Annotated in this window: 12 protein-coding genes; 7 read left to right on the forward strand and 5 right to left on the reverse strand. The window is 73.4% G+C overall.

Annotated features, from left to right (window positions below; genetic code table 11):
* Positions 1-62 precede the first annotated feature (62 nt).
* Positions 63-1322: an MBL fold metallo-hydrolase gene (locus AB0D29_RS05630; RefSeq protein WP_362852293.1), complete on the forward strand. Its 1260-nt coding sequence runs from the start codon at positions 63-65 to the stop codon at positions 1320-1322.
* Complete coding sequence (locus AB0D29_RS05635; protein ID WP_362852294.1) at positions 1319-1618, forward strand: hypothetical protein; 300 nt, start codon at positions 1319-1321, stop codon at positions 1616-1618. The genes AB0D29_RS05630 and AB0D29_RS05635 overlap by 4 nt, the downstream gene beginning before the upstream one ends.
* A 45-nt stretch (positions 1619-1663) precedes the next feature.
* Here the strand turns inward: AB0D29_RS05635 and AB0D29_RS05640 are convergent, their stop codons facing one another.
* The 3 genes from AB0D29_RS05640 to AB0D29_RS05650 form a co-directional block, all read right to left on the reverse strand.
* Complete coding sequence (locus AB0D29_RS05640; protein WP_362852512.1) at positions 1664-2122, reverse strand: MarR family winged helix-turn-helix transcriptional regulator; 459 nt, start codon at positions 2120-2122, stop codon at positions 1664-1666.
* Between the two features lie 74 nt (positions 2123-2196).
* Positions 2197-2835 carry a VTT domain-containing protein gene (locus tag AB0D29_RS05645; protein WP_362852295.1) on the reverse strand — a complete coding sequence of 213 codons (639 nt, stop codon included), beginning with the start codon at positions 2833-2835 and terminating at the stop codon, positions 2197-2199.
* Positions 2832-3608 carry an MBL fold metallo-hydrolase gene (locus tag AB0D29_RS05650; protein ID WP_362852296.1) on the reverse strand — a complete coding sequence of 259 codons (777 nt, stop codon included), beginning with the start codon at positions 3606-3608 and terminating at the stop codon, positions 2832-2834. The genes AB0D29_RS05645 and AB0D29_RS05650 overlap by 4 nt, the downstream gene beginning before the upstream one ends.
* A gap of 142 nt (positions 3609-3750) precedes the next feature.
* Between AB0D29_RS05650 and AB0D29_RS05655 the strand changes: the two genes are divergently transcribed.
* The 4 genes from AB0D29_RS05655 to AB0D29_RS05670 all read left to right on the forward strand — a co-directional run bounded on the left by AB0D29_RS05655 (position 3751) and on the right by AB0D29_RS05670 (position 8477).
* Positions 3751-4155, forward strand: a complete 405-nt coding sequence (locus tag AB0D29_RS05655) for a hypothetical protein (protein WP_362852297.1) — start codon at positions 3751-3753, stop codon at positions 4153-4155.
* Positions 4156-4319: 164 nt separating this feature from the next.
* A complete protein-coding gene (locus tag AB0D29_RS05660; protein ID WP_362852298.1) occupies positions 4320-6509 on the forward strand; it encodes a phage holin family protein in 2190 nt (729 codons plus the stop codon).
* Between the two features lie 75 nt (positions 6510-6584).
* Positions 6585-7985 (forward strand): amino acid permease, encoded by a 1401-nt coding sequence (locus AB0D29_RS05665; protein WP_362852299.1) that lies wholly within the window; start codon positions 6585-6587, stop codon positions 7983-7985.
* Positions 7986-8027: 42 nt separating this feature from the next.
* A complete protein-coding gene (locus AB0D29_RS05670) occupies positions 8028-8477 on the forward strand; it encodes an SRPBCC family protein (RefSeq protein WP_362852300.1) in 450 nt (149 codons plus the stop codon).
* Between the two features lie 53 nt (positions 8478-8530).
* Here the strand turns inward: AB0D29_RS05670 and AB0D29_RS05675 are convergent, their stop codons facing one another.
* On the reverse strand, positions 8531-10120 hold the full coding sequence (locus AB0D29_RS05675) for an RNA polymerase sigma factor (RefSeq protein WP_362852301.1): 1590 nt from the start codon (positions 10118-10120) through the stop codon (positions 8531-8533).
* A gap of 213 nt (positions 10121-10333) precedes the next feature.
* On the reverse strand, positions 10334-11095 hold the full coding sequence (locus tag AB0D29_RS05680) for a methyltransferase domain-containing protein (RefSeq protein ID WP_362852302.1): 762 nt from the start codon (positions 11093-11095) through the stop codon (positions 10334-10336).
* Between the two features lie 287 nt (positions 11096-11382).
* Between AB0D29_RS05680 and AB0D29_RS05685 the strand changes: the two genes are divergently transcribed.
* A complete protein-coding gene (locus AB0D29_RS05685; protein WP_362852513.1) occupies positions 11383-12228 on the forward strand; it encodes a bifunctional 5,10-methylenetetrahydrofolate dehydrogenase/5,10-methenyltetrahydrofolate cyclohydrolase in 846 nt (281 codons plus the stop codon).
* The last annotated feature ends 10 nt before the right edge of the window (positions 12229-12238 follow it).

A 12238-nucleotide genomic window follows, 5' to 3' on the forward strand; every position in this document is an offset into this window, starting at 1 on the left:
CCTCCCGACACACGCCGATGACCCGACCCGCCTGCCCCGACCCGGTGAACGGAGACAGCTCGATGAGGGACCGGACGGACGCCGCCCCCGCCCCCGCCCCCGCGTCCACGGCGCCGGCCCGGCGGCCCGCACAGGGGCCGGCGCAGACCCCGGCACCGGCACCGACGCAGCCCCCGGCACCGGCACCGACGCAGCCCCCGGCACCGGACCAGCCGGAGCCAGAGCGCCGTCCGCACCCGCACCCCCACCCGCATGCGCGCCCGCTCGGCGAACACCGGCGCTGGCCCCGCTCCTTCGCGGACCGGCTGACCACCCCGCTCCCCGGCGTCCGGGCCTTCGCCCGGCTGGCCCGCGAAGGCGCCTTCCGGCCCGGTCCCGAAGGGCTGCGCGGCATCCCCGACCTGCCCTTCGAGCCCGCCCCGCTGCCCGCCGCCGCCCCCGGCGCGGTCTCCGTCACCTGGGCCGGGCACGCCAGCTGGGTGGTGCGGACCGGCGGGCTGACCGTGCTGACCGACCCCGTGTGGTCCCGGAGGATCCTCGGCACCCCGGCCCGGGTGACTCCCGTCGGTGTGCGCTGGGAGGACCTGCCGCCGGTGGACGCGGTGGTCATCAGCCACAACCACTACGACCACCTCGACGCCCCCACCCTCAAGCGGCTGCCCCGGCACACGGCGCTGTTCGTCCCGGCCGGCCTCGCGGGCTGGTTCCGCCGCCGGGGCTTCACCCGGGTCACCGATCTCGACTGGTGGGAGGCGGCCGAACTGGACGGCGTACGTTTCGAGTTCGTCCCCGCCCACCACTGGTCGAAGCGGTCCCTGATCGACACCTGCCGGTCGCTGTGGGGCGGCTGGATCCTCACCGACACGCGGAGCCCGACGCCGCGGAAGGTCTACTTCGCGGGGGACACCGGCTACGGCCACTGGTTCGGCGAGATCGGCCGCCGCCACCCCGGCATCGACCTCGCCCTCCTGCCGGTCGGCGCCTACGCCCCGCGCTGGTGGCTCGGCGACGTCCACACCGACCCGGAGGAGGCGGTCAGGGCCTGCCTCGACCTCGGGGCGCTCCGGATGGCCCCCATGCACTGGGCCACCTTCGTGCTCTCCGCCGAACCGGTCATGGAACCCCTGCACCGCACCCGGGCCGCCTGGTCCCGTGCCGGGCTGCCCCGCGAGCGCCTCTGGGACCTCCCGATCGGCGCCTCCCGCACGCTGCCCGACCCGGAGGCCGCGGGAGGTCGAGGGGCAGACCGCGCATGCCCGGCCGTGGAGGGGGGATACGGATCCCGAAGCCACCGGCCATCGGGAGGGGACGAACCGCGATGAAACGCGTTGTGTCACTGATCAGTTCCACGGCTCTGGGCATCGGCCTCGCGGTCGCGGGGGCCACGCCGGCCGCCGCCGACCCGTACGACTGCAGCACCTGGTACAAGTCCGCCACGACCGCCGCGGGGACGTGCACCAACGGAACCGGGGAGTTCCGCGTCTACACCCGGTGCGACCGGCCGCTCGCACGGGACTACACGGTGTACGACCCGACGTGGCGGCGCGTGGGCACCACGAGCACGGCGATCTGCCACAGCGGCGGCAAGCCGTACGGCGCGGGCATCCAGGTCCACTAGGGAACACGGAAAGCCCCCGCCGGCCGATCACTGCCCGGCGGGGGGTTAGTGGTGCCAGGCCCGTCCGCCCGTGTTGTGGATGAAGCGCTGCAGCACCTTGAGGGTGGTCAGGTACTCCTCGTCCGAGATGCCCGCGTGCCGCTCGTCCCACAACTGCCGCTGGAGGGCGGCCACCTCGTCGTAGAACTTCCGGCCCTCGGGAGTGATCTCGAGGCGCTCCCCGGCGTCCTGGGTGATCCAGCCGCGGGCGATGGTCGTGTCGATCTCCTCGCCCAGGGCCTGCCCGCCCACGGCGAGGTAGCCCCGCAGGACCTCGGTCACCTCCGCGCGGGTCTTCACCTCCTCGGCCAGGGCCACCTGGGCCAGGACCCACCACTGGGGCTGGGTGGTGCCGATCCCGGCGAGCGCGCCCCGGGTGCGGGTGACGACCGCGTCGTAGGCGGCCCAGCTCCAGTACCCGATGGGCTGCCGGACCAGTTCCGCGTCGCTGTGCGAGTACTCCATGGTGGATCCGCTCCGTTCGCTGCTGTTCATTGCCCCGACGAACAAGACCCTAGGACCCGAAGGGCACTTGAGGTCTAGTCCCTTGCCCGCCGGACCCGCAGCCGCCGCCAGAGGGCCGGGGCCGTGCTGATCAACAGGGTCAGGCCCACCGCCAGGGCCACGCCCTTCCACGGTTCCGAGAACAGCGAGCCGCCCAGGATGCCGATCAGGCCGTACGTCGCCGCCCAGGCCAGGCACGCGGGGGCGTCGCCGCGGGCGAAGCGGCGCAGCGGCATCTGCGCCAGCAGACAGGCCAGCATCACCGGGATCCGGCCCGCCGGGACCAGCCGGGAGACCACCAGCACCATGACCCCGTGCTCGTCCAGCTTGGTCTGCGCCTGCTCCAGCCGCTCGGGCGTGGCCCGGCCGCGCAGCGCCGCCAGCCACCGCGAGCCGTTCCGCGAGGCGACCCCGCGCCGCCCGAGCCAGTACAGCGCCAGGTCCCCGGTGAACGCGGCCAGTGCCGACACCCCGACCACCAGCAACACCCCGAACGGCAGCGACTGGTGATGGAACGCCACCACCGCCGCCGAACTCACCAGCGCACCCGTCGGGATCACCGGCACCAGCGCGCCCAGAGCCACCAGCACGAACAACGCCGGGTACCCCACGGCCTGTTGGGTGGTCTCCGGCGGCACCTGGCCGGCCGCCGCCGTGAGCTCGCGCCAGGTCACGGCAGCCGCACCCGCTCACCGTGCCCGGGTACCCGTACGGTCACCTTCGGTGCCAGTTGCCGGGCACGACGCTCGAACTCCGCGCCCGGAGCATGGAATTCGTGCGGCCGCACCGCGTCCATCCCGACGGGCCAGTACGTCCCGTAGTGCACGGGCACCGCCGCCGCGGGCGCGAGCCGGGCCAGTGCCTGCGCCGCCCGCCCCGCGTCGAGGTGCCCCGGGCCCAGGTAGGGGCCCCAGCCGCCCACCGGCAGCAGGGCCACGTCCACCGGTCCGACCTCCGAGGCCATCGTGTCGAACAGCCCGGTGTCCCCGGCGAAGTAGGTCCGCGCCGAGCCCTGGACCACGTACCCGAGCGCCGGCGCCAGGTGCGGCCCGAACGGCAGCCGCCGCCCGTCGTGCCGCGCGCTGACCGCCCGGACCCGTACGCCCTCCCGTACGGCGACCTCCTCGCCCGGCACCACCTCGGTCACCGGCAGCCCGCGCAGCCCCGCGGCACGCGCCAGCCCCGGCACCGCCCGGCGCGCCCCGCGCGGCACCAGCAGCCGGGTGCCGGGCGCGAGCCGCGCCAGCGACGGCAGGTGCAGATGATCGGCGTGCAGGTGCGACACCAGCACCACGTCCGCCACCGCGGCCGCGGGCGGGGGCACCGCCCCGCGCCGCCGCCGCAGGTGCGCGAGCCGCCGCGCGAACAGCGGGTCCGTCAGCAGCCGGACCCCGGAGTCCTCGACGGTGCACGTGGCATGACCCCACCAGGTGATCTCCACCGGCACCCGGCCCTCCCTCCCTCGGCCCCGCTCTCGGCCGCGCCCTCGCCCTCGTCCACGAGCCTAGATGCTGCCCCGAGGATCCGCCCGGAACCGGAAGTGCCGGGCCCCTCCTCTCCGGCGGCGGATCGGAGTAGGGTCCGGCGGCATGGAAGAGTTGCGCGTGGCCGCGATCGCCAGCCTGGCCCCGCTCGAAGACCTGGACGCCGACCCCTTCGCCGTGGACACCCGCGGCCAGCACGCCATGTGCGCGCGCTGGGCCGCCGACCGGGGCTACGTCGTCACGAAGCAGCTGCTCGTCTACGGGCTGCGCGCCGACCACTGCGGGCTCTGGTCCGACGTCGACGCCGGACAGGTCGACCTCTTCGTCGCCGCCAACCACCGGGTGCTGGCCCGCGCGCTGCGCTCGGTCGAGGAGTTCACCGCCGAGTGCGAGCGGCGCGGCGTACGGCTGGAGACCGCCGGGGGCGCCGAACCGCAGTACACCTCCGCGATGAAGGCCGAGGTGCACCGCAGGCTCTCCATGCCGACCGCCGGCTACGACGGCACCTGACACCCCTCCGCACGCCGTCCCCTCCCGTCGCACGCGGCCCCGCACGCCGTCCCCTCCGCTGACCGGCCCCCTCCGCACTCCGGTGCGCCCCGCGTTCCGCCCGGCCGGCCGGGCCCGGCTGTGCGAGCCTGGAAGGCGGGACGGGGCTCGCGGGAGGTGGCGGCGTGTGGCGGGGACGGTGGCGGACCACGGGCAGCGCCCTGTTGCGGGTGATCATCGTCTGGGCGGTGTCCACCCTCACCATGCTCGTCCTGGCCGGGATCCTGCCGGACTTCCGGCTCCAGTCCGACGACGGTGACAGCATCACGCAGATCGCGCTGACCGCCGCCTGGGGCGCGGGAGCCTTCGGTCTGCTGAGCGCGGTGGTCTGGCCCGTGCTCGTACGGGCCCTGCTCCTGGTGCCCGCCCTCGTCCTCGGGCTGCTCGTCTTCTTCCTGAACGGATCGCTCCTGCTCATAGCGCTCAGCCTGATCCCCGCCTGGCGGGGCGAGGCGGCCCCCGAGACCGCGGTGGTGGTGGCCGCCGTGATGTCCGCGGTGGCGTCCGCGACCTCCACCGCACTCGCGGTGCGCGACGACGAGGCGTACCGGCGACGCCTCTACCGGCTCGCCGACCGGCGCCGCCGCAGGCTGGGGGTACCTCCCAGCGGTAGCCGGGGGAGCGGGGCGGGCTCGCCCGGGCCCGGCTCGCCCCCGCCCGGCCTGGTCTTCCTCCAGCTCGACGGGGTGGGGTACGAGGTGCTGCGCGACGCGTGCGCCGCCGGGCTGATGCCCACCGTCGCCGACTGGCTGGACGGCAGCCACCGGATCACGCGCTGGCGTACGGACTGGTCGAGCCAGACCGGCGCCAGCCAGCTCGGCATCCTGCACGGCTCCAACTTCGACGTGCCCGCCTTCCGCTGGTACGAGAAGGACACCGGCGAGGTGATGGTCTGCAACCGGCCCACCAGCGCCGCCGAGCTGCAGCGGCGGGCCGTCGCGCGCACCGGGGACGGCGGGCTGCTCACGCTCGACGGGGCCAGCCGCGGCAACCTGTTCAGCGGGGGCGCCGACCAACTGGCGCTCGTGCTCTCCGTCTCGGCCCGGCGGGGCCGGGCGAACCGGTCCCGCGCGGGCTACTTCGCGTACTTCTCCGATCCGGCCAACGCCGTCCGCACGGCCGTGTCCTTCGTCGCCGAGGTGGTCCGGGAGATCGGCCAGTCACTGCGGGCGCGGATCCGCGGCGACCGGCCCCGGGTCTCGCGCGGCGGGCTGTACCCGCTGATCCGGGCCTTCGCGACCGTGGTCGAACGGGACGTGGTGGTCGCGGCCGTGATCGGCGACGTGCTCGCCGGCCGCGCCGCGGTCTACGCCGACCTGGTCGCCTACGACGAGGTCGCGCACCACTCCGGCCCGCGCGGCCGGGACACCGGCCGGGTGCTGGCGCGCCTGGACCGGAGCCTCGCGCTGATCGCCCGGGTCGCCGAGCACGCCCCGCGGGAGTACCGGATCGTGCTGCTCTCGGACCACGGCCAGAGCCCGGGCGAGACCTTCCTGAGCCGGTACGGGCTGACCCTGAAGGACCTCGTCCGGGCGGGCTGCGGGCTGCCGGTCTCCCGCCGGGCCGGCCGCACCCGCAGCGGTGCCGAGGCCCGGGCGGCGGTCCTCGCGGCCCTGCACCGGCCGGTGGAGGAGGGGGAGGAGGCCCGTCCGGGGCCGGGATCCGACCCGGTGGTGCTCGCCTCGGGCAACCTCGCCCTGATCTCCTTCCCGGACGTCCCCGGCCGGGCCTCGCGCGAGCGCGTCGAGCGCGCGCACCCCGCCCTGCTGGCGACCCTGGCGAACCATCCGGGCGTGGGCTTCCTGCTGGTGGACGGGGTGGTGCTGGGCCCGGGCGGGGCGGTGGCCCGGCTCGACGTGCCGGGCGAGGCGGAGGAGCTGCTGTCCCCTTTCGGTCCCGGGGCGGCGGAGGCCGTCCGCCGGACCGACGCCTTCCCGCACGTGGCCGACATCATGGTGAACTCGGCGTACGACCCGGACACGGGCGCCGTGCACGCCTTCGAGGAGCAGATCGGCTCGCACGGCGGTCTGGGCGGGGAGCAGGGGCACCCGTTCCTGATGTGGCCCACGGTGCTGTCGGACCCGGGAGCGGACCCGCGTGCGGACCCGGAAGCGGAGCCGGAGGCGGAGCAGGAAGCCGAACCGGTGGGCGCGGAGGCGGTGCACCGCGTACTGCGCCGCTGGCTGCGGGAGGCGGACGGCCCGCAGGTCCCGCTCGGCCTGCGGCGGGAGGCGGTGCAAGATCCCCGGCCGGAGGGGGTCGGCGGCGGAATCCTTCCTTCTGCCGGGGTGCCCGCACGGGACGAAACGCGCTGATTTGGTACGGCCCGTGCGGTGGCCGAGCATGTGTCGACCTGCCCAGTATGTGAGACACCCAGAGGCGCACCACCGATGACCAGCACCATAACCACCGCGGCCAAGGCCCCGGCCCCGGATTCCGCTCCCGGGACCACCGAGCCCCGCCCGCAGGGCGAGCGCCGCTTCGGCCTCCCCATCGCCACCTGCCTGGTCATGGGCAACATCATCGGCGGCGGGATCTTCCTCCTCCCCGCCTCGGTGGCCCCCTTCGGCACCATCAGCCTCGTCGCCTTCGCCGTGCTCACCCTCGGCGCGATCGCCCTCGCCCTCGTCTTCGGCCGCCTCGCGAACCGGCACCCCCAGACCGGCGGCCCGTACGTCTACGCCCGCGCCGCCTTCGGCGACTTCGCCGGCTTCCTCGCCGCCTGGAGCTACTGGATCACCACCTGGGTCTCCAACGCGGCGCTCGCGGTGGCGGCCGTCGGCTACCTCGGCGTGCTCTTCCCCGCCGTCGGCGCGCACAAGTGGTCCATGTGCCTGGCCGCCCTCTGCGTGCAGTGGCTCCCGGCGCTCGCCAACCTGGCCGGCACCCGGTACGTCGGCGCCGTCCAACTGGTCTCCACCGTGCTGAAGTTCGCCCCGCTGCTGCTCGTGGCCGTGGGCGGGCTGTTCTTCTTCGACCCCGCCAACCTCGGCCCCTTCCGGGCCACCGACCAGAGCGCGGTCGGCGCGGTCTCCGCCTCCGCCGCGATCCTGCTCTTCAGCTACCTGGGCGTCGAGTCCGCCGCCGTCAGCGCGGGCGAGGTCCGCGACCCGGAGCGCAACGTCGGCCGGGCCACGATCCTCGGCACCGTGGGCGCCGCCACCGTCTACCTGCTCGGCACCCTCGCCGTCTTCGGCCTGGTCGCCCACGAGAAGCTGATCTCCTCCGAGGCCCCCTTCAGTGACGCCGTCAACGCCATGTTCGGCGGGACCTGGGGCGGCACGCTCGTCGCCTGCGCCGCCGTGATCTCTATGGCGGGCGCGCTCAACGGCTGGACCCTGCTCAGTGCGCAGACCCCGTACGCCGCCGCGAAGGACGGGCTGTTCCCGAAGGTCTTCGAGACGAAGAAGCGCGGCGTCCCCGTGGCCGGCGTCCTCGTCACGGTCGCCCTCGCCTCGGCGCTGACCGTCTACAACTACACGGCCGGCTCCCAGCGCGTCTTCGAGGTCCTGGTCCTCGTCACGACCTTCACCGCGACGGTCCCGTACCTGCTCTCCACCGCCGCGCAGATCTACTTCCTGGCCTCGGGCCGCGCGGAGCGGGTCCGGCCCGGCCGCCTGGTCCGCGACAGCGTCCTCGCCTGCCTGGCCTTCGCCTTCTCGATGTGGCTGGTCGCCGGTTCCGGCTACGCGGCCGTCTACCAGGGCGTGCTGTTCCTCTTCGCGGGCGTCCTCGTGTACGCCGTGATGGCCGCCCGCAAGCAGCGCGCCGCCGTTTCGCCCGCGGGGTAATTTGGAGGGAGAAGCCGCCCAGGGGGGCTCCAGGGGGTCGCCATGTCCGCGATCAGCAAGAGCATCGACATCGACCGCAGGCCCGAGGACGTCTACGCATACGTGACGGACCCCACGCACCTGCCGGAGTGGCAGGACAACGCCCTGTCCGCCGTTCCCCTGGGGGACCTCCCCGTCCACGTCGGTTCCCGGATCCTCGTGACCCGGCGGATCGGCAGGCGGAGGATCCCCACGACCATGGAGTACACGGCCATGGACCCGCCGCGGAGCTGGCACCTCCACGGCGTCAACGGGCCGGTCCGGCCGGACGTACGGGGCAGGATCGAACCCCTCGACGGCGGGACCCGCTCGCGCGTCACCCTCTCCGTCGACTTCGAGGGCCGCGGCATGGGCCGGGCCCTCGTCCCCCTCGTGGTCAAGCCCGTGGTCCGCAAGGAGATGCCCCGCGGCGAGGAGAAGCTGAAACACCTGCTGGAGCACTCCGCGAGCTGACCGGACAGACGGTGCTGCCCCCGGCATCGCCGGGGGCAGCACCACCCTGCCGTTTAGTCGAGGTAGTCGCGCAGCACCTGCGAACGCGACGGGTGGCGCAGCTTCGACATGGTCTTGGACTCGATCTGGCGGATGCGCTCACGGGTGACCCCGTACACGCGGCCGATCTCGTCCAGGGTCTTCGGCTGGCCGTCGTTGAGGCCGTACCGCATGGAGACCACGCCCGCCTCGCGCTCCGAGAGCGTGCCCAGGATCGACTGGAGCTGCTCCTGGAGGAAGGTGAAGGACACCGCGTCCGCGGGCACGACCGCCTCGGAGTCCTCGATGAGGTCACCGAACTCGCTGTCGCCCTCCTCACCCAGGGGGGTGTGCAGGGAGATCGGCTCGCGGCCGTACTTCTGGACCTCGATGACCTTCTCGGGGGTCATGTCGAGTTCCTTGCCCAGCTCCTCCGGAGTGGGCTCGCGGCCCAGGTCCTGGAGCATCTGGCGCTGCACGCGGGCGAGCTTGTTGATGATCTCGACCATGTGCACGGGGATGCGGATGGTGCGCGACTGGTCGGCCATGGCACGCGTGATCGCCTGCCGGATCCACCAGGTCGCATACGTGGAGAACTTGAAGCCCTTGGTGTAGTCGAACTTCTCCACGGCGCGGATCAGACCGACGTTGCCCTCCTGGATCAGGTCCAGGAAGAGCATGCCGCGGCCGGTGTAGCGCTTGGCGAGGGAGACCACGAGGCGGAGGTTGGCCTCCAGCAGGTGGTTCTTCGCCCGGCGGCCGTCCTCGACGAGGATCTCCAGCTCGCGCTTGAACGCGGGCTTGTGGTCCTCCTCCTCTTCGAGCTTGTACTCGGAGAAGAGACCCGCCTCGATGCGCTTGGCGAGCTCCACCTCCTGCTCGGCGTTGAGGAGCGGCACCTTGCCGATCAGCTTGAGGTAGTCCTTGACGGGGTCGGCGGTGGCGCCGGCCACCATGACCGTCTGCGCCGGGGCGTCGTCCTCGTCGTCGTCGGACAGGACGAAGCCCTGGGTGCCGCCGGCCTTGGGGGCCTCTTCCTCGGCCTCGTCGGCCAGGTCCTCGGCGGCCCAGTCCTCGCCCTCCACGACGGGGGTCTCGCCCTCGTCGGCGTCCTTGGCGCTGGTCTTCTTCGCCGCGGTGGTCTTCTTCACGGCGGTCTTCTTGACGGCGGTCTTCTTGACCGTGCGCTTCTTCGGCTCGGCGGCGGCCTCGGCCGACGCCTCGTCCGGGGCGGCGGCGGCCGGCGATGCGGATATCGCCGAGGCCGTGGCCGTGGCGGTGCTGGCGGCCGAGGTCTTGCGCGCGCCGATGGGGCGCGGCGCGGCGGCGGCCTTCTTGGCCACGGTGCGGGCCGGGGCGGCGGCAGCCTTGCGGGGCTTCTTCGCGGCAGCCTTGGTGGCGGGCGCCGCGCTGACGTGGAGGGCGACACCCTCCTCGTCCAGGACCTGGTTCAGGCTGCGCAGGACCCGCTTCCACTGGTCCACCGGGATGCGGCCGGCCTCGAAGGCCTGGCGCACGTCGTCACCGTTGATGTGACCCTGCTCGCGGCCGCGCTCGACGAGCGCGACCAGGGCCTCGGATTCGGCGATCTCCGGAGGGAACGTACGGGACGGGCTGAGCGACACAAGGAGCCTCTCGTTGCGAACAGATAAGGGGTAAGCGGGACATCATCGCGCGAACTCGGGAAACAGACCCGAGGGGGGTCTGTATTCCGGGCCGCGCGAGGACACCTGTCGGTTCATCGCATGCCCGAGTCGATTCGTTACGCGCTGAATTGAGTGACCTGCGCCACGCTGTGGCCGCGCAACCAATTCGGCGCGGATCCGTCCACCCTCCCTTCAGCCCTTTTTGCGGGCCTCGATGAGGAAGCGGGCGGTGTGCGCGACGAACGGACCATCGCGTTCGATCTGTTCGTGCAGCTCGCGCAACCGGTCCCGGTACTGCCCGACCGTGAAGCCGGGCACCATCCAGATCACCTTCCTCAGAAAGTAGATCACGGCTCCGATGTCGTGGAACTCCGTGCGCAGACGTTCGGAGCGCAGATCGACGACTTCGAGGCCGGCCTTCGTGGCCTCGGCGACCGCGTCGTCGGGGTGCCGGCCGCGCCGGACCTCCTCCGGCTGCGCGCCGAGGAAGTACTCGACGAGCTCGAAGACGCTCGCCGGGCCGACCTGCTGGGAGAGGTAGGTGCCGCCCGGCGTCAGCACCCGAGCGATCTCCTCCCACCAGATGGTCACCGGGTGCCGGCTGGTCACCAGCTCGAAGGCCTCGTCGCCGAAGGGCAGCGGGGGCTCGTCGGAGTCGGCGATCACCACCGCGCCCAGCGGGTGCAGCAGCCGGGTCGCCTTCTCGATGTTGGGCGGCCAGGACTCGGTGGCGGCCATCAGCGGGGGCAGGGGCCCGGACCCGGCGAGGACCTCGCCGCCGCCGGTCTGGACGTCCAGCGCCGAGCGGACCCGGGACAGGCGCTCGGCCAGCAGCCGCTGGTAGCCCCAGGAGGGGCGCTGCTCGGTCGCCCGGCCGTCGAGCCACGAGAAGTCCCAGCCGTCCACGGAGACGGACTCGGCCTCGGCGACAAGATGGTCGAAAGTGCGCGTCATGTATCGATCGTCCCAGGTCGGGCGCCGGTCATCCACCGGATATGTCGACTACAGTGGGCGGCGGGCCGTGACTGGCGTTCGGGTGGATCACCACCGGGGAGCGGCCCGGCGTACCTGCGGATCTTCGGACCTCCGGACATCCGGTCCAGGGGACCTCCCCGGGACCTCCGGTACGTCGACTGCCGCGCGCCTGGGCGAACCGCGATCCGCAGCGACGTTCAGGAGACCCCGTGACGACTGCCCAGACTGCCCAGCCCGCCCAGGCCGCCACCGACAGCGCTCGGCTGATGGACGGCACCGCCCTCGCCCGCCGCATCTCGGAGCAGACCGCCGCGTACGCGGCGAAGATCACCGAGCGCACCGGCGCCGCGCCCTGCCTCGCGACCGTGCTGGTCGGCGAGGACCCCGCGTCCGTCACCTACGTGCGCATGAAGCAGAACCGCTGCGCCAAGGCCGGGATCACCTCCCGCCACGTCGAGCTGCCGGCCGAGACCACCACCGAGGAGCTGGTGGCCACCCTCACCGCGCTCTCCGAGGACCCGGAGATCAGCGGCATCCTGCTCCAGCACCCCGTCCCGCACCACATCGACGAGCGCGCGGCCTTCGAGGCCATCGCCCCGGGCAAGGACGTCGACGGGGTCACCATGCACTCCTTCGCCGCCATGGGCTTCGGACTGCCGGGCTTCGTCTCCTGCACCCCCGGCGGCATCATGCGCCTGCTCGCCGCCTACGACGTGGACCTGACCGGCAAGCACGCCGTCGTCGTCGGCCGCAGCGCCATCCTGGGCAAGCCGGCCGGGTTGCTGCTGCTGGAGCAGAACGCCACCGTCACCTACTGCCACTCCCGTACCGTGGACCTGCCCTCGATCGTGCGCCAGGCGGACGTCCTGGTCGCCGCCGTCGGCAAGGCCGAGTTCATCCGGGGCGAGGACATCAAGCCGGGCGCGGTGGTCCTGGACGCCGGGTACAACGAGGGCAACGTCGGCGACGTCCACTTCGAGTCCGCCGCCGCGCGTGCCTCGCTGATCACCCCGGTGCCCGGCGGTGTCGGCCCGATGACCATCGCCGTCCTGCTGGAGCAGACCGTCCAGGCGGCCGCCGCGCAGGCCGGGCTGGACCTCGCGGAGCTCTGACCCCGCCGCG

This window comes from Streptomyces sp. NPDC048424 (assembly GCF_040651555.1).
Classification (GTDB): Bacteria; Actinomycetota; Actinomycetes; order Streptomycetales; family Streptomycetaceae; genus Streptomyces.

Coding starts and splice junctions, on each gene's coding strand:
- AB0D29_RS05670 (WP_362852300.1), top strand. CDS start 8,028: ATGTCCGCGATCAGCAAGAGCATCGACATCGACCGCAGGCCCGAGGAC.
- AB0D29_RS05685 (WP_362852513.1), top strand. CDS start 11,383: ATGGACGGCACCGCCCTCGCCCGCCGCATCTCGGAGCAGACCGCCGCG.
- AB0D29_RS05655 (WP_362852297.1), top strand. CDS start 3,751: ATGGAAGAGTTGCGCGTGGCCGCGATCGCCAGCCTGGCCCCGCTCGAA.
- AB0D29_RS05665 (WP_362852299.1), top strand. CDS start 6,585: ATGACCAGCACCATAACCACCGCGGCCAAGGCCCCGGCCCCGGATTCC.
- AB0D29_RS05680 (WP_362852302.1), bottom strand. CDS start 11,095: ATGACGCGCACTTTCGACCATCTTGTCGCCGAGGCCGAGTCCGTCTCC.
- AB0D29_RS05640 (WP_362852512.1), bottom strand. CDS start 2,122: ATGGAGTACTCGCACAGCGACGCGGAACTGGTCCGGCAGCCCATCGGG.
- AB0D29_RS05635 (WP_362852294.1), top strand. CDS start 1,319: ATGAAACGCGTTGTGTCACTGATCAGTTCCACGGCTCTGGGCATCGGC.
- AB0D29_RS05630 (WP_362852293.1), top strand. CDS start 63: ATGAGGGACCGGACGGACGCCGCCCCCGCCCCCGCCCCCGCGTCCACG.